The sequence below is a fragment of the Embleya sp. NPDC059237 genome (assembly GCF_042754105.1).
Taxonomy (GTDB): Bacteria; Actinomycetota; Actinomycetes; order Streptomycetales; family Streptomycetaceae; genus Embleya.
The window spans coordinates 230930-245707 of the sequence record NZ_JBHZAE010000002.1 but is presented as its reverse complement, the minus strand read 5'-3'; the positions used below and the strand labels follow the sequence as shown (position 1 = coordinate 245707).

Below are 14778 nucleotides of genomic sequence, written 5' to 3'. Positions count from 1 at the left end.
GCGAAATGCAGGCGAGGTACGTCGAAGATGCTCAGGGGGACTCCCGCAGCGCTGCGTCGATGGCGGTCACCGCGCCGAGCGCGGACTCGATGGCACCGTTGATCCAGGCCGGAGTGGACGAGCAGTGCTCTCCCGCGAAGAACAGCCGCCCCTGGGGACGCGCGGCCCGCCGCCTCTCCCGGGCGCGGCGGTCGGCGTCATCGCCCCAACCCCAGTGATGCGAGGTACACCCCCTGCTCCACCGGTGGGTGCCCCAAGCGATGCCGGCTGCGCCGAGCACGGCATCGGATTCCTTCAATTCCGGGTGCAGGAGGGCAAGTTCGTCGATGACGGCGGCGTGCCGTGCCTCGGGAGGGAAGGCGCCGAGAAGGTTGCCGTCCTCGGCGATCGCGTAAGAGGCCAGCAGGGCCGCTCCCTTGGCCGGATCGCCCTCCTGGGGTGGGTAGTACGTCTGCCGGGTGCGCCCGCCTGTGGCCGATGCTCCGCCGCGGATTCCGCTCCGTTCCCAGAACGCCTTCCGGCAGTGCAGCCCGATCTTCGTCGCCGATTCGTAGGTGACGCTGTCGATCACGTTCCGCTTGTCGCGGTCGAGGCCGGTCAGAGGTATGTCGCGCAGTACGGAGAAAGGCAGTGTGCACAGTGCCGCCGGATACCGTTGCATCAGGTCGAGCCGGCCGTGTCGCAACCCGAGGCGGACGTGGTCCTCGCCGGCGTGCAGACCGACCACTTCGCGTCCGAGCAGGACGGGCCCTCGGATGCGGTCGACGAGCCGGTCGGTGAGTCGGCTCATGCCGCCGGCCAGGTACATCAGCCCGGGGCCGGTCTCCAGCAGGAGGTCGTCGAGGAATCCGTGCAGCCATGGGCTGCATCCCGTGCGCAGCTCGGGGTGAGCCCGGAAGACGGCCCCGAGGTCGATCCGGTCGGCTTGCGCACCGTGGATGTGGGGTGACAGGTCCAGACGGTCGGCGAGCCCGAGGAGCGTGGTCAGTTCGCACGCCAGGTTCTCGCGCAGCCTGGCCGGACCGATCGCCCGGATGACCGCCGCCAGCCAGGCCCCGAACAGCATGGCGGCCGGCGTGCAGGACATCGTGGGCACGTCGCGGCGCAGATCCGCCAGGAGCGCTCCCGAAGCATGCTTCACCTGCACGAACCCACGCCCGGTGATCAGGTAGTTGTGCTCGTCGCTCAACATGGTGCGGAACGGGCGCAGCGCGGGCCGCAAACCGAGCTTGTCCACATAGCGCATGGTCAGTTCGTGGGTGGACGGGATGCGCATTGCGCCGAGCTCGACGTGCGGAGCGTCCGCCTCTGCACCGAACCTGTGCGTGTAGATGCGACCGCCGATCCGCTCGCTGCCCTCCAGGACCGTCACGCGGTGTCCCAGTGCCTCCAGTTCGTAGGCCGCCACCAGGCCGGCGATTCCCGCGCCGACGACCGCGATGCGCCTGCTCCCGGGCACCGCCGTCGGGTCCGCCGCCGTGGACCGCATCCGGGTCAACGAGTGCATGACGGCTGCTCCGCGAGGTCCTTCCGGATCACCACCTTCCGGTCGACCGGCGGGCCGACGGCGGTGGAGCGTTCCGGAGACGCCTCGATGAGGACTTTTCGGCCCGTCAGGTGGTGGACGGCGTCGAGGCGCAGTTCGGCAGCCGCGAGGAGCGCTTCGAACTCGTCCGTGGTGCGTTCCCTTCCCGGGAGTACGGACAACATGTACAGCGACATGAGCGCGGCCATCTTCGCGTCCGCATCCGTGGCGGCGCCGTCCGTGGCGAGTTCGATCAGGACGAGGCGGCTGTGCGAGGACATGGCCCGACGACACGCGCGCAGCAGCGTGACGCACCGATTGTCGTCCCAGTCGTGCAGGATTTCCCGCAGCAAGTACACATCGCCGCCCGAGGGGACGGCGGCGAAGAAGTCGCCTGCCCGGACGTCGGTGCGTTCGGCCAGGCCCGCCTGGTCCAGCCGCGTCCGGGCGTCGGCCACGGCGGCCGGACGGTCGACGAGCACGCCGCGCAGTTGCGGGTGGACGCTCAGCAGACGGGCCATGAGTTCGCCGTTCCCGCCCCCGACGTCGACCAGGATTCCCGTCTCGGAGAAGTCGTGGGCGCGCTCGATGGCGTCGATCTCCAGATCGAGGTCGGCACTTTGGGAACGGTCGAACAGTTCGCGCAGACCGGGCTGCTTCTCCAGGTAGTCGAAGAACTCGGCACCGAACCGGCTCTCGAAGGCGGGGATTCCGGTGCGTACGGTGTGCGGGATTCCGTGCCAGGCGCTGCCGGTCACCTTGTCTGCCATCAAGGCGCTCGCCCGGGCGCTTCCGGGCGCGCCGGTACTCAGGGCCGCACCGAGGCGGGCGAGTGCGAAGCGGCCGTCCGGGAGTTCCTCGAAAACGTCGAACGCGGTCAGCGCGATCATCACCTGCCGCAGGCTCGGCTCATGGGCACCGGTGAGCTCCGCGAGTTCGGCGACCGGCCGCGGGCCGGACGTCATCAGGTCGGGAATGCCCAGCCCGGTGACACTGCACAGGGCTCGCGAGACCAAGTGGCCGTACAGCAGGGCCCGCACGGCCACCGCACTCTCGACATCGTCGGTGCGCATCAGGATGCCTCTCGCTGTCGGTACCGGCGCTTGGCGGCCGCGAAGAGGCCGAGCATCAGAGGATCGTTCACTCGTCCGTCCACGAACTGCGCCGAGAACTGCTTGTGGTAGGCGTCGAACCAGCGCGGGCAGTCGTGCAGAAAGAGGATGTCGTGGGGCGCCATGTGCCGTGCGGCGAGCAACGGGACGGGGGACCGGGACGCACGCAACACGTGGTTGCGCACCGAACGTTCGTCGCAGTCGGGGTGAAACTGGCCGATCATCAGGCCGTGATCCACGGCCAGATCCTTGAGGTCGGTGTGTGCCTCGTCCAGCGCGGTCCAGTTCTCCTCGGCGAGATCGGGCAGGGCCATGATGAGACATTCGAGCGACGTCTTGTGCGCGCCGGCGGCAGGCGGGGGGAAGCGTCGCAGCCGATCCGCGAGCACGTCGCGAAGTTCGCCCGGATCATCCCCGGTGACTTGGTAGCGGAACTCGAAGCGCAGGGTGCCGGCGTTCAGAGCGGCCGGCACGAACGGGCACAGCGGGCCGGGGCGTTTGAGATCCGGGTGGGGCCGGCTGACGTCGTCCTGCAGCCAGTCGACCAGCACACGAAGGTCCGTATCGACACGTTCGTCGTATCCGTGTGCGGGGAACACGACGGTGTCGCTGCGATACCGCCCGACCGACGGCCCGTCGAACGGCTCGGTACTGGTGGTCATTTGGCTCCTCAGGTACGACGGCCGAGCAGTCGTGGGACCGTGCTGCCGGCAGGGGTTGCACTCGTGATTCGGGCATGAGGGATGCACGGCCGAGACGCGCCTCGTTCTCGAGGTGCCGAAGGGGCTGGGGACCGAGCGCGGACGCGTCGCGTCCGGTCGTGCCGCCACGCCGAGCAACTACACAGTAGCGGAACGTGTGGATCGAATCGTGATAATCCTGTATGAGCGACATCATGCTGACTATCGGTGTATGATTCCGCCTTGAATGCCCTCAAGTCAGAACAAACCGACGAGGCTTGATCGTCCGGCTCGGCTCGGCTCGGGTTGGCTCGGCCCGGCTCTGCTTGCCTCGTCCGAGTCGTCATGCTTTGGACCCGGCCACACGACCACGTGGTCCCGTACTCCTCGCCGCAGAGACCGGCGGGTCGCCGAACTCTCCGCGACCCGAGCGGAGTTCACGGGGCCCGGCCCCGATCCGGAGGCACCATGCACGCCACCACCACCTGGGACCCGCAGCGGCACCTGCGTCGCTCCGGCCCACGAACCCGCCCGTTCCACGACCTGCTCGCCCACATCCCGGAGTTGCCCACCGGCCCCGCGCGCATCGTCGATCTCGGCTGCGGGAGCGGCGAACTGACGGCCGTGCTGGCAGAGCGTTGGCCCGACGCACACATCACCGGACTCGACAACTCCGTCGCAGGGCTGGACGAGGCGGCGGCACACGCCGGGGAGACCGCGGGTGGCGGACACATCGACTTCGCCCATGCCGACATCGACACCTGGTCCCCGGCCGAGCGCTTCGACCTCGTCATCTCGAACGCCGCGATCCAATGGGTACCGAACCAACCCGACCACTTCGCCGGCTGGACACGGACACTGTCTCCGGGGGGCGTGTTCGCCTTTCAAGTCCCGGACAACGCGGCCTCACCCAGCCACGCCGTGTTCCGCGAACTGTGCACGAGCCGGCGCTGGCGCGACCGCCTCGGCGCGGTGGTGCGGCACACGTTCGAGGTCTACGACCCCGCCGAGTACGTGGACCACCTCGCCCCGCTGGGTTTCACCGTCAACGCTTGGGAGACCAGCTACGCCCACGTTCTGCAGGGCGAGGATCCGTTCCAGGGCTGGATCAACGGAACGGGCATGCGTCCGGTGCTGAACGCGCTGGCGGACGACCCCGAAGCCGCCGGCGAGTTCCTCGCCTCCTACCGCGCCCGCCTCGGCGAGGCATACCCCGCCCGACCATACGGCACGGTCTTCACATTCCGCCGCGTCTTCGCCGTCGCCCACAGGGAAGCCGGCGCCTGACCACGCTCGTTGCGTGCCGCACTCGGATGACGTCGACCTGTTCACCGACGTCACCGACCCCGTGGCGTTCGCCGAGTGGCCGAGGCGCTGCAGCCGACTTCGAGCCGACCGGTGCCGAGTACTCGTTCTTCAACCCGGTTGTGACACGTCTTCGCGTAGGCCCAGTTCGGTGGGTACGTACGCGGGATCGGTGTGGGGGCCGTTGCGGAACGCGCGGACGGTCAGGGCGGTCGGGGAGGGGATGCCCAGGGCGCGTGCGGCGGCGACGGCTTGGGCGGGGACGGTGCCGGCGCCCCAGTGCACGATCGGTACGCCGAGGGTCCATTCCGCGATTCCGGGCGCGCACTCTTGCGGCCGCCAGCCGCTCGCGAACATGCGCCGGGCTCGTTCGGAGCCCGGGTTCGACGCGTCGGGCAGCTCGGCGGCGTCGAGTTCGGGGTCCATGACGCTGGTGTAGAGGGAACCCCCGTGCGGGGCGGTCATGAACTGCACGACCTCGCCGTCCGGGCCGGCCATGACGACCGCCGAGTCGACGGCGAGCGTGGTCAGTACCCAGTCGAGGCGGCGCTGTAGGTCGTCCCACTCGGTGCACACCGGCGCGCTGCCGACGGCGCTCGGACGGTCGCCGAAGTTCTTCACGGAGTAGAGCTCGGTCGGGCCGTCGTCGTCCGCGCCGCGGATCACCACGTCGTCCGGAGGCAGGCGGAGGACGTCGCGGAGGGCTTCTACGACCGCACGTCCGCGCGCGCCGCGCACCTGGGCGTTGCTGTACCACCGCCAGGACAGCGACCGGACAGGTTCCCGGACCGGCACGACCGAGCTCCATCCGTGGTGCCACTCCGCTGCGGTGAGCAGCCTTTCCTGGTCCGCGGTGAGCGGGACGCCGTCGCCGGCGCGGATCTCGGCGACGACGAAGTCGTTGAGGCGCGTGAGCGTGACGGACGGACCCGCTTCGGGGGCGCCGATGCGGACGCGTGTGTTGTCGGGTTCGCCTTCGTCGCCTACGAGGAGGGCGATATACGGGATCCCGGCATGGTTCGGACGCGACAGCGCGTCCCAGAGCGCGTGTTCCATGGCGGCAGTGTGCCAAGGCAGGCCGACAGACCGTACCGGTGGTCGTCGAGCCGATCGGCTCGCACGGCCTCGCGGACCTGGCCGTGCGGATACCCGCCCGACACGCACGCGGCCGGTGATCACCTTGGGGGGAGGCGGAGACGGCCGGGATGGCTGCGGCGGCGCCGGCCGGATCCCCCTGGGACGTGCCGACGACCCGGTCCGCTGATGCGGGGCCGGGCCGTTTTTGTGGCGGTGATGGTTGTCAGGCGAGGGCGAGGAAGAGCTTTTCGAGTTCTTCCTCGGTCATGGGGGCCTGGTTTTCGTCGGCGTTGTTCATGCACTGGCGCATGCCGCCGGCGACGATTTTGAAGCCCGCGCGGTCCAGGGCCTTGGAGACGGCGGCGAGTTGGGTGACGACGTCCTTGCAGTCGCGGCCGGCTTCGATCATGGCGATGACGCCGGCGAGTTGCCCCTGGGCGCGCCGCAGGCGGTTGAGGACTGCGTTGACTGCGTCGTCATCGACTTTCACCGGTGTGCCTCCTGGCCTTGTGTGCTCTCCCTCATGGTACCCCAGGGGGTATCAGTGTTCGGAGCGCCGGTGATCGCGAGGGCGGTGAGGGTGCGGTCGAGGTCGCCCTGGTGGGGGCGGTTGTGGGGGAGTTTGGCGAGGATGGCGGCCATGCCGCATGTGTCGGTGAGGGCGGAGAAGACCAGGCCGCCGGCGATACCGGCGGAGGCGAGGCGGAAGGTGGGTCGCAGGCGGCCGAGCGCGAGGCCGGTCAGGACGACGGCGCCGGCGGTGAAGCGGACCTGTCGTTCCATGCTCCACGTGGTGCGGCGCGTGCCTTCGGGGTGGTGCAGGGCGTTGCCGCTTTCGGCCCAGGGTCCGGTGCCGCCGACGAGGGTGGCGGCGGTGATGCCGTGGGCGGCGAGAGTGTGGCAGGCGTGCTCGGAGCGGGCGCCGGAGGCGCAGACGATGAGGATGTCGCCGCGCCGGGCGGCGTCGCGGATGTCCGGGAGGGCCCGGTCCAGGTGGTCGAGGCGGATGTTGAGGGCACCGGGGAGGTGGCCGCCGGCGTATTCGCCGAGGGTGCGGACGTCAAGGACGATGAGTTCGTGCAGGCGGGCTGCCGGCCTGGTCGGTGTCCAGGGTGCGGGGGTTGGTCATGATGCGGGATCCGTCCTTCTTTTCGGATGGTGCCTGGATATGGGCAGCGCGATGCCCCAGGGGTGCTTGCGGTGTGGTCGTGGCGGGGTGTCAGTGGAGGGCGTCGGCGAGCATGAGGGCGGCGACGGCCAGGAGCACGACGGCGAAGACGCGCTGGAGAGCGGGGCCGGAGACTTTCCCGGCGAGGCGCTTACCGTCCCAGGCTCCGAGGATCGCGGCGCCGGTGAAGGGAGCGATGACCGCCCAGTGCAGGGATGTGGGGGTGCCGACGCGGGCGGTGAGCGCGGCGAGGGAGTTGACGGTGATGACCAGGAGGCTGGTGCCCACGGCGGCCCGCATGCGCAGTCCCAGGACGGAGACGAGTGCGGGGACGGCGAGGAAGCCGCCGCCGACGCCGAGGAAGCCGGTGACCGTGCCGAGTCCGGCCCCGGCGCCGGCCGCCCTGGCGGGGCGGACGGGTTGCGACGGCGGGTCGGTGGCGGGGGGTTTGAGCATGGCCGCGGCGGCGAGGGCGGCTATCGCGGCGAAGGCCGCGGTCAGGGCGGCTTCGGGCAGGCGGGCGGCCAGGAGGCCGGCGGCGATGGCGGGCCCGATGCCGGCGGCCGCGAACAGGGTGCCGGTCTTCCAGCGGACGTTGCCGCAGGTCGCGTGGGTGTAGAGGGCGGTCGCGGAGGTGGCGGTGACGATGATCAGCGAGGCGGTGGTGGCCGCGGCCGGGGTGAAGCCGAGGAGGTAGATCAGGGCGGGGACGGCCAGGACGCTGCCGCCGCCTCCGAGCGCGCCGAGGGCCAGGCCGACGACGGCCCCGGCGGCGAGGGCGAGGAGGAGGGCACTCACGCTATCCGGCCGCTGCTTCCGTGCTCGTCCACGACCGGCAGTGCGGCCGATGCCCAGGCGTTCATGCCGCCCTTGACGTCGACGGCGTCGGCCCCGCGCCCGGCGAGGAGCCTGGCGGCCTGCCGGGAGCGGTGACCCGAGCGGCAGATCACCACCAACGGGCGGCCCTTCGCGGCCGGGGGCAGGTCCTGGCCGGTGAGGAGGCGGGAGAGCGCGACGTGGACGGCGCCGGGGGCGTGCCCGGCGTTCCATTCGGCCCGCTCGCGTACGTCCAAGAGCACGGCGTCACCGGACGTGATGCGCTCGTGGGCCTTGGTGGGAGTGACGCGGGCCATGCCGCGACGGAAGAGGAACATTCCGTCGTCCTTCCGGTTTCGGGGGTGGGGCTGTGGGCGGTTCAGCGACCGGTGCCGGTGGTGAGGGGGAGGCCGGCTTCCGTGGCGGCGTCGAAGGTGTCGTCGACGGCGACGACGTCGCGTCCGGCGGCGTCCAGGAGGGAGGCCGCGATGGCCGCGCGCATCCCGCCGGCGCAGTGCACCCACACCGTGCCGGGTGGGACCTCGTTCAGGCGCCGGTGGAGCTGGTGGATGGGGATGTGCGCGGAACCCGTGATCCAGCCCTTGGCGCGTTCGGAGTCGCGGCGCACGTCGAGTACGACGTCGGGGCGGGTGTCGTGGGCGGCGAGGTCGGCGAAGGTGGCGCGGGGGAAGGAACGCGGACTCGCCCCGTCGGGTATCCAGTCGCGGGGGCCACCGGTGGCGGCGGCGGCCGGGCGGTCGATGCCGACGCGGACCAGTTCGCGCTGGGCGGCAGCGAGCTGTGCGGGGGATTCGGCGAGGAGGGTGACGGGCTTGCCCCAGGGGATCATCCAGGCGAGGTAGGTGGCGATCTTCCCCTCGGCCTCGAAGTTGAAGGATCCCGCGAGGTGGCCCTCGGCGAACGTGATCCGGTTGCGCAGATCCACCACCCATTCCCCGGCTGCCAGACGTGCGGCGATGTCGGAGGGATCGGCCACCGGCGGCGAGGTCAGGTCCACCGGCGCAGGGCCCTCGGCGTTGGCCGGGCCCATGTGGGTGTAGTAGGCGGGCACGTCCTCCAGACCGACGAGCAATTCGGCGACGAAGGAGTCGACGTCCTTGACCAGGGCGTCGTTGCCGCTCTTTTCCTTGCCGATGGTGGTGGCGTCGCCCTCGGATTGGGAGGAGGAGCAGAAACTGCCGAAGCCGTGCGTGGGCAGGACCGGCGTCTCGTCGGGGAGTTGGGCCGCGAGCCGGTGGGCGGAAGCGTGCTGGGCGCGCGCCAGCGCCTCGGTCAGTCGAGGCTCGACCAGGTCGGGGCGGCCCACCGAGCCGATCAGCAGCGACCCGCCCGTGAACACCGCCGCCACCGCACCCCGCTCCTCGAGGATGTAGGACGTGTGGTGGGGGGTGTGGCCGGGGGTGGCCATCGCCCGCAAGGTGACGCCGTCGTCGACTTCGACGGTGTCGCCGTCGGCGACGGGAGTGCGGGCGAACGCGACCCGGGCGTCGGTGGGCACGAGGTAGACGGCGCCGGTCAGCCGCGTGAGGTCCAGGCCGCCGCTCACGTAGTCGTTGTGGACGTGGGTCTCCGCCACGTGCGAGACCCGCACGCCCCGCGCCGCAGCCGCCGCCAGGACCCGGTCGACGTCGCGTGGCGGGTCCACCACCACCGCACTGCGCGCACCGCCCGCCAGGTAGCTGCGGTTGCCCAGGCCCTCGGTCTCGATGGTGTCGATGAAGAACACGCGGTTGCTCCTTTCGGCTGAGATTTACCCCCGGGGGTATATTTCGAGCGTACCACGAGTACCCCCGGGGGTATTTTGGACAGTAGGTATTCGCTCTCGCGAGGGCGTGCGGCAACCCGCGCGGCAACCCGCGGCCCGGCCGTGTCCACCCGGGCGGTGGGCACCGTGCCGCTGCGGAACTGTTCCGTCGCAACGCCGAGGACGAGGCCGCCACGCCCGACTCTTCGCGGGGGTGCTCGACCGACTACGTGGACCGGGGCGCCTCGCCGGCGGGGGATCGATGACCGTCGCGCCTGCGGTGGGGCGCCCCCATCACCACTCGGTCGCCGCCGGTGCCGCTGCTGCGGTGTGCGGGCAAACCTCGCCCTCGACACGAGTGTGAGCGGTTCGCGCGATCGTCACGGGGAGTGCTCGGTGGGGTGATGTCCGCGGATGGCACGCCAACGTGATCGTGTCTGCTCGACAATGTCGTCCCACTGGTGCCGGACATCGTCCGGGGACGGGCGCCGGCCCTGGCGAATGCGGACGAGTTCGTCTCGTACCTCCCGTCCGAGCGCGGCCGAGACGACGAGGATGAGCATGGCACCGAAGAGGAGCGTGGCCATCCCGAAGACCGCGCCGGCCGCGCCGTGGCGGGAAGCGTAGGAATCGAACAGGCGCGGCAGGTAGACGGTGGCGAGCACCGAGTAGGCCGCGGTCAGCACGGCCGCGGCGACGGCGAACGGAAGCAGGGTTGCCGGGGCGAGCCGCTTCGCGGAGATGATCCAGCCGCTCCAGACGAGGAACGCCGTGGTCAGCGGCACCTCGCAGACGGCGGCTGCCAGTCCCAGGGGCGCCTCGCCCAGGACCACGTAGAGCCACCCGATGACTGCGGTGTAGAAGCTGAGCATGCAGATCCACCACAAATCGTTGCGTGTGTTGCGAACTCCGAGCGGCTTCAATTCCCAGGTCTGTTCGAACAACCGCTGCATGGTTCGGGAGAAGCTCAGCGCCGAGATTGCCAGAAACATTGTTCCGAAGATGCCGACGCCGGTCGTCGTGGTCTCGGTGGAGAACAGCGATCGGACGGCATCGGCGCCGCCGTCGGTGAGCCCGTAACGATTGATGATGCGATCCGCGGCGTCACTGCCGAAGAACGTGCCGCTCATTACCGTGAGCGGGATCAGCGCGGTCAGTGCGCTGGAGGCCAGAGCCATGGAGCGATCGAAACCCGCGATCCTTTGGAACCGGTTGACGACTCGCAGCAGGAAAGCCGGACGCAACCAAAACGTCAGCGTCCTGATGAGCCGCTCGCGGTTGTTCTCCGCCGTCCCGCCCTCCGGTGATCAAGGGTTATACGTGGCGAAGCGAGCATAGGGGAACTCGGGGTGCACAGCCGAGAGTGACACCGCAACGACGTATCGTCGTTCACGGGCCGTGTCCGCCGGGCGGGGCCTTCGTCGACCGGACCCGTGCGCGGCGGAGCCTGGGGGCGGTGCGGTGCCCGATTGCCTCCCGAGGCCGTGTCGCGAGCGAGGGCCAAGGCGAGTACGCGACGCCAGTCCACGGGGCGGCTGGGTCGGGGAACGCCCGGCCGATCGCGCGGGACGAGAACGCGCAGCGCGGCCGGACGCAGAGTGCACACGACCGGTGTACACATTCGGAGTGCCTCGCCGTCGACCGCGACGGGGATCTCGGCGGCCTCGGAGGTGACCTCGACGCGGCGGGCGCTCGTCACGGTCAACGCCTCGGAGCGATCACCGCGTACGACCAGGTCGGCGGCCCGGACCGCGCCCCGGACGTGGATGCCCAGCACGCCGAGTTCGCCATCGTCCAGGCGCGGGCGTCGGCCGGTGCCGGCCATCTCACTGGGGGAGTTGTACCGATTGTTGCTGATCAGCAGGGCCTGTTGCGCGGTCAGGACGGTGTCGTCGACGCGCGCGTCGAGCCGTACGCCACCATCACCGACCAACAGGTCCGGCAGGAGGCCGAGCGCCGTCGCGGTCTTGTCGTCGCGATACTCGGGGCGCTGCACGACGTCGGCGTACGCACCGAAGGACACCGTGTTGACGAAGGCACGACCCGCGACGTCGCCCAGGTCGACGCGCAACTCCTCGCCATCGGTGAGCGCGTCCAGGCACCGGCTCGGGTCGGCGCGGTCGAGCCCGAGGTCCATCGCGAAGTGGTTGCGAGTTCCGGCCGCGACGACGAGGAAGGGCAGGTCGTGTTCGGCGGCGACCGCTGCCACCAGCGCCTGGGTGCCGTCACCACCGGCCACGCCCAGCAAATCCGCGCCGTCGACGACGGCTTCCCGGGCCAGTTCGGCGACGTCCGCGGGAGCGGAGGGGTCCAGGAGAACGACCCGCGCGCCGAGTTCCTTGGCCCGTTCGACGAGGCCGAAGCGGTCGACCTTGCCTCCCCCGGACTTCGGGTTCATGATCAGGAACGGCCTCGCGGGCCGGAGCGCGGCCGTGGCCTGTTGCACACGATCCGGGTCCGACTTGCGCAGGGCCGCCCGAGCGCACGCCAGGGTAGCGGCCCAACACGCGCCCAGGATCAGAGCGTCGAACCACAGGTTGTTGAAGGCGAAGAGCACGAGGACGGCCACCGGCGCGCACACCGCGACCAGTGCGCCGACCAGTCGGAGCGCGCCCCGGTGCGCGAGGAACCACCACAGACCGACGGCGCAGGCCACCAGGCCGAGAAACGCCGCGCCCACGATCAGGAACCCGGCCTCGCGCAGTGCGACCACGAGGACGACCACCACGCCGACGACGGCGAGCAATGCCAGACGCGCCAAAAGGCGTGCGGCCCCGCCTCCATCGACGTGCGCTCGCCGTGACGCGGCCGTTGCGTACCGGCCCATGATGTGCCTCCCGGCTTGCTCCGCCCGACCGATGCCCACGGAAGAGTCGGCGTGCGGCGGCCGAACCGCATCCGACCGGGTGACGGTGTCTTCCGATCGTGCCGAAGACGCTCGTCACGGGATTCGTGTGATGGAGACGGCAGATGACCGGTGTCGGACCGCGGTCTCCTGCCGCCTCGGCGTCGCCACGAACGCTCAATACCGATCCCTGGCCGGTCCCGTGCACAGTGCCCAGATGACGGCGATGTCGATGGCGATGAGAATCGTCGACCACAGCGGATAGTGCGGCAGCCAGGTGAAGTTGGCGAGCATGCTCAGCCCCGCCAGCAGCACGCCCAGCATGCGCGCCCAGAGCGCATTGGCGAACAACGCGAGGCCTGCGAGAGCGACCACGATCCCGAGGATCAGGTGGATCCAGCCCCAACCCGCGACGCTGAAGCCGAACGTGTAGTTGTGGGTCCTGAGGATGACGTCGTCTTTCGCGATGGCGGCGATCCCCTGGAATACCGCCAACACCCCGCCGACGATCATCATGACCGCTGCGAACACCGTCCATCCGCTTGCGGCGGTGGATGGTGGGTTGTGATGTCGCGTGCTTGTGTGATTGGTCATCGCTGATCATCCTTTCGGGCGCCGACACAGGCGTGTGCCCCGGGCGTCGGCGTCGGCCATGTCCATCGGCGTGCGGCTTTCGCCGCTTCGCGTCGGCGCTCCGAACGAACCACGGCTTTCGAGGCGTCGCCCGTTTCCGGCACCGTGGCGCCCTGAAACGCGGCCGCGTCCGCGTGTGCCGCGACGCAAACCGTCGCATTCCGTGCTCACCGCGCCGGCCGGCGCGACGAGTTCCTTGGCTCGTGCTCACCGGGGTCTCCTGTCTTTCCGCCCCGTTTCCACCGTCTCTCTCGCGTACGAAAGGCGCCACCGGGTCGTTGCCGCCACAGACGCACAAGCGCCGACGCGGCCGGTTTCCCCATCTCGACCCGTGGCCACTGGTGTGCCTGTCACCGTCGCGGCCGGGGGGCGGTCGTCGGGACGGGGAGTGCGGTGAGGGCGGTGATCTCGGGTCGGTCACGAACGGCGCCGAACGAACCCGACACCGGCAGATCGCCGGCTACCGGCCCGACGCTTTCGGGTACGCCCGGGTCGGGACTCTCCAACGCCGACGGAGTCGTCGTCGCGGTCACGACGACCAGGACCGTCGCCGCCGGGCGGATCGACACGGGCACGCTGCCGTGGCAACAGGCCGAGAACGAGATCCGCCTGGAACCGGTCGACCATGCCGTGGCCTTCACCGGCGCCGTTTACGTCATCCTCATCCTCATCCTCATTCTCATTCTCATCCGACCGAACCGAGCTCGACTCCGTCGGTAATGTTCTTGGACGCGAGTTCGGCTGCGTTCATCACCTTCGGGCTCACCGAGAACCCCTGTCCGCCTGCTGATCGACAACCGATACGAATGGGCGGCCCACGATGCCGACTTGCGAGAACGCGATGACCTCACCGAGCCTGGCCGTCGTGAGCGGCGGCCCCGGCACCGGCAAGACCACCTTGGCCCACGCCCTCGCCCAGGAACTCGGGTGCCCCGCGATCATCCGAGACGAGATCAAGCAGGGCCTGGTCATGTCCACCCCCGGCCACCGGAGCGGCGGCGACGATCCGCTCAACCGCCCGACGCTGGACGCGTTCTTCGGCGTACTGAAGGTGCTCCTCCGAGCCGGAGTGACGACCGTCGCCGAGGCCGCCTTCCAGGACCGACTCTGGCGCCCGAACCTGGAGCCGTTGACCAACGTCGCCCACATCCGCGTCATCCGCTGCGTCACGCCTGCCGCGATCGCGCACGATCGCATCGTCCGGCGCGTCGAGGAGAACGCACACCGAGCCGCGCACGGCGACCGGGACCTGCTCGACGCGATCGCGGCCGGAGAGTACTCCCTGGAGTCCTTCGTACCCATCTCGCTCGACGTTCCCACGCTCACGGTGGACACCTCCAACGGCTACACCCCGGCCATCCCGGACATCGCCGCCTTCGTACGGGCAACCGCTCCGAACGGGGACCTCCACCGGCACGGATAGCCCGTCCGCCGCGCGAGCAGCACGATCACACCCCGCTCGCCCCTGAGCCCTCGTGTGTCGGCAGCCTCATCCCGAACTCGTCCCGACGAAGACCGCACACGGCATCGGCGGCAGCACCGACTACCGCGCGACGTTTCAGTGCGCGATACGCCTCGTATCACGCCGCTCTGGTATTCGGTCGCAGGGCGAACAGGTTGCGCGTGCCGGTGAGGTCGAGCACGAATTGCACCCGCTCACTGACGCCGTGCAGTTCCAGCGTTTCGCCTTCGGTGCCTGCGCGTTCACGCAGTTTGAGGAGGAGGTTGAGGCCGAGTTCGCCCGCCACGGCCACGATGGTGCGATCGGTGTCGATGGTGGTGTGGATGTCGAGGGTGGGGTGCATGGCTGATCCTCCGTTGCGGGGATCGGAACCTCCCGCCGCCCCGGCCC

The 14778-nt window shown here is 70.1% G+C and carries 14 protein-coding genes and 1 pseudogene; 2 read left to right on the top strand and 13 right to left on the bottom strand.

Going from position 1 to position 14778, the window contains the following annotated elements; all coding sequences use genetic code 11:
- Positions 1–31 precede the first annotated feature (31 nt).
- From ACFXKZ_RS08110 to ACFXKZ_RS08100, 3 genes are read right to left on the bottom strand one after another with little or no spacing between them, the layout of a single operon-like run.
- The gene (locus ACFXKZ_RS08110) at positions 32–1507 is read right to left on the bottom strand and encodes a flavin monoamine oxidase family protein (RefSeq protein ID WP_379997710.1); all 1476 of its coding nucleotides are present in this window, start codon (positions 1505–1507) and stop codon (positions 32–34) included.
- Complete coding sequence (locus ACFXKZ_RS08105) at positions 1495–2598, bottom strand: methyltransferase (RefSeq protein ID WP_379997708.1); 1104 nt, start codon at positions 2596–2598, stop codon at positions 1495–1497. The genes ACFXKZ_RS08110 and ACFXKZ_RS08105 overlap by 13 nt, the downstream gene beginning before the upstream one ends.
- A complete protein-coding gene (locus ACFXKZ_RS08100) occupies positions 2598–3299 on the bottom strand; it encodes a DUF6875 domain-containing protein (RefSeq protein ID WP_379997706.1) in 702 nt (233 codons plus the stop codon). The genes ACFXKZ_RS08105 and ACFXKZ_RS08100 overlap by 1 nt, the downstream gene beginning before the upstream one ends.
- A gap of 486 nt (positions 3300–3785) precedes the next feature.
- On the opposite strand from ACFXKZ_RS08100, the gene ACFXKZ_RS08095 reads away from it, so the two are divergent.
- Positions 3786–4604 carry a methyltransferase domain-containing protein gene (locus tag ACFXKZ_RS08095; RefSeq protein ID WP_379997704.1) on the top strand — a complete coding sequence of 273 codons (819 nt, stop codon included), beginning with the start codon at positions 3786–3788 and terminating at the stop codon, positions 4602–4604.
- 129 nt (positions 4605–4733) lie between these two features.
- Here the strand turns inward: ACFXKZ_RS08095 and ACFXKZ_RS08090 are convergent, their stop codons facing one another.
- The 9 genes and pseudogenes from ACFXKZ_RS08090 to ACFXKZ_RS08050 form a co-directional block, all read right to left on the bottom strand.
- Positions 4734–5678, bottom strand: coding sequence for a hypothetical protein (locus tag ACFXKZ_RS08090; RefSeq protein ID WP_379997702.1), 945 nt, complete (start codon positions 5676–5678; stop codon positions 4734–4736).
- Positions 5679–5922: 244 nt separating this feature from the next.
- Positions 5923–6189 (bottom strand): metal-sensitive transcriptional regulator, encoded by a 267-nt coding sequence (locus tag ACFXKZ_RS08085; protein WP_379997700.1) that lies wholly within the window; start codon positions 6187–6189, stop codon positions 5923–5925.
- 77 nt (positions 6190–6266) lie between these two features.
- Positions 6267–6828, bottom strand: a pseudogene (locus ACFXKZ_RS08080) (rhodanese-like domain-containing protein); the annotation flags it as partial.
- A 90-nt stretch (positions 6829–6918) separates the two neighbouring features.
- Positions 6919–7665 carry a sulfite exporter TauE/SafE family protein gene (locus ACFXKZ_RS08075; RefSeq protein WP_379997698.1) on the bottom strand — a complete coding sequence of 249 codons (747 nt, stop codon included), beginning with the start codon at positions 7663–7665 and terminating at the stop codon, positions 6919–6921.
- A complete protein-coding gene (locus ACFXKZ_RS08070; protein WP_379997696.1) occupies positions 7662–8021 on the bottom strand; it encodes a rhodanese-like domain-containing protein in 360 nt (119 codons plus the stop codon). The genes ACFXKZ_RS08075 and ACFXKZ_RS08070 overlap by 4 nt, the downstream gene beginning before the upstream one ends.
- A 41-nt stretch (positions 8022–8062) precedes the next feature.
- On the bottom strand, positions 8063–9430 hold the full coding sequence (locus tag ACFXKZ_RS08065; protein ID WP_379997694.1) for a rhodanese-like domain-containing protein: 1368 nt from the start codon (positions 9428–9430) through the stop codon (positions 8063–8065).
- Between the two features lie 398 nt (positions 9431–9828).
- A complete protein-coding gene (locus ACFXKZ_RS08060) occupies positions 9829–10626 on the bottom strand; it encodes a hypothetical protein (protein WP_379997692.1) in 798 nt (265 codons plus the stop codon).
- 74 nt (positions 10627–10700) lie between these two features.
- Positions 10701–12275, bottom strand: coding sequence for a diacylglycerol/lipid kinase family protein (locus tag ACFXKZ_RS08055; protein ID WP_379997690.1), 1575 nt, complete (start codon positions 12273–12275; stop codon positions 10701–10703).
- A gap of 195 nt (positions 12276–12470) precedes the next feature.
- Positions 12471–12887, bottom strand: coding sequence for a hypothetical protein (locus ACFXKZ_RS08050; RefSeq protein ID WP_379997688.1), 417 nt, complete (start codon positions 12885–12887; stop codon positions 12471–12473).
- Between the two features lie 880 nt (positions 12888–13767).
- On the opposite strand from ACFXKZ_RS08050, the gene ACFXKZ_RS08045 reads away from it, so the two are divergent.
- A complete protein-coding gene (locus tag ACFXKZ_RS08045) occupies positions 13768–14349 on the top strand; it encodes an AAA family ATPase (RefSeq protein ID WP_379997686.1) in 582 nt (193 codons plus the stop codon).
- A 157-nt stretch (positions 14350–14506) separates the two neighbouring features.
- On the opposite strand, the gene ACFXKZ_RS08040 is transcribed toward ACFXKZ_RS08045, so the two are convergent.
- Entirely contained in the window at positions 14507–14731 is a 225-nt protein-coding gene (locus ACFXKZ_RS08040) for a hypothetical protein (RefSeq protein ID WP_379997684.1), read from the bottom strand.
- Between the last annotated feature and the right edge of the window lie 47 nt (positions 14732–14778).

Bases quoted from the DNA above. Each gene is read 5' to 3' on its own strand.
- ACFXKZ_RS08110 (WP_379997710.1), bottom strand. From the start codon at position 1,507: ATGCACTCGTTGACCCGGATGCGGTCCACGGCGGCGGACCCGACGGCG.
- ACFXKZ_RS08105 (WP_379997708.1), bottom strand. From the start codon at position 2,598: ATGCGCACCGACGATGTCGAGAGTGCGGTGGCCGTGCGGGCCCTGCTG.
- ACFXKZ_RS08100 (WP_379997706.1), bottom strand. From the start codon at position 3,299: ATGACCACCAGTACCGAGCCGTTCGACGGGCCGTCGGTCGGGCGGTAT.
- ACFXKZ_RS08095 (WP_379997704.1), top strand. From the start codon at position 3,786: ATGCACGCCACCACCACCTGGGACCCGCAGCGGCACCTGCGTCGCTCC.
- ACFXKZ_RS08090 (WP_379997702.1), bottom strand. From the start codon at position 5,678: ATGGAACACGCGCTCTGGGACGCGCTGTCGCGTCCGAACCATGCCGGG.
- ACFXKZ_RS08070 (WP_379997696.1), bottom strand. From the start codon at position 8,021: ATGTTCCTCTTCCGTCGCGGCATGGCCCGCGTCACTCCCACCAAGGCC.
- ACFXKZ_RS08060 (WP_379997692.1), bottom strand. From the start codon at position 10,626: ATGGCTCTGGCCTCCAGCGCACTGACCGCGCTGATCCCGCTCACGGTA.
- ACFXKZ_RS08055 (WP_379997690.1), bottom strand. From the start codon at position 12,275: ATGGGCCGGTACGCAACGGCCGCGTCACGGCGAGCGCACGTCGATGGA.
- ACFXKZ_RS08050 (WP_379997688.1), bottom strand. From the start codon at position 12,887: ATGACCAATCACACAAGCACGCGACATCACAACCCACCATCCACCGCC.
- ACFXKZ_RS08045 (WP_379997686.1), top strand. From the start codon at position 13,768: ATGACCTCACCGAGCCTGGCCGTCGTGAGCGGCGGCCCCGGCACCGGC.
- ACFXKZ_RS08040 (WP_379997684.1), bottom strand. From the start codon at position 14,731: ATGCACCCCACCCTCGACATCCACACCACCATCGACACCGATCGCACC.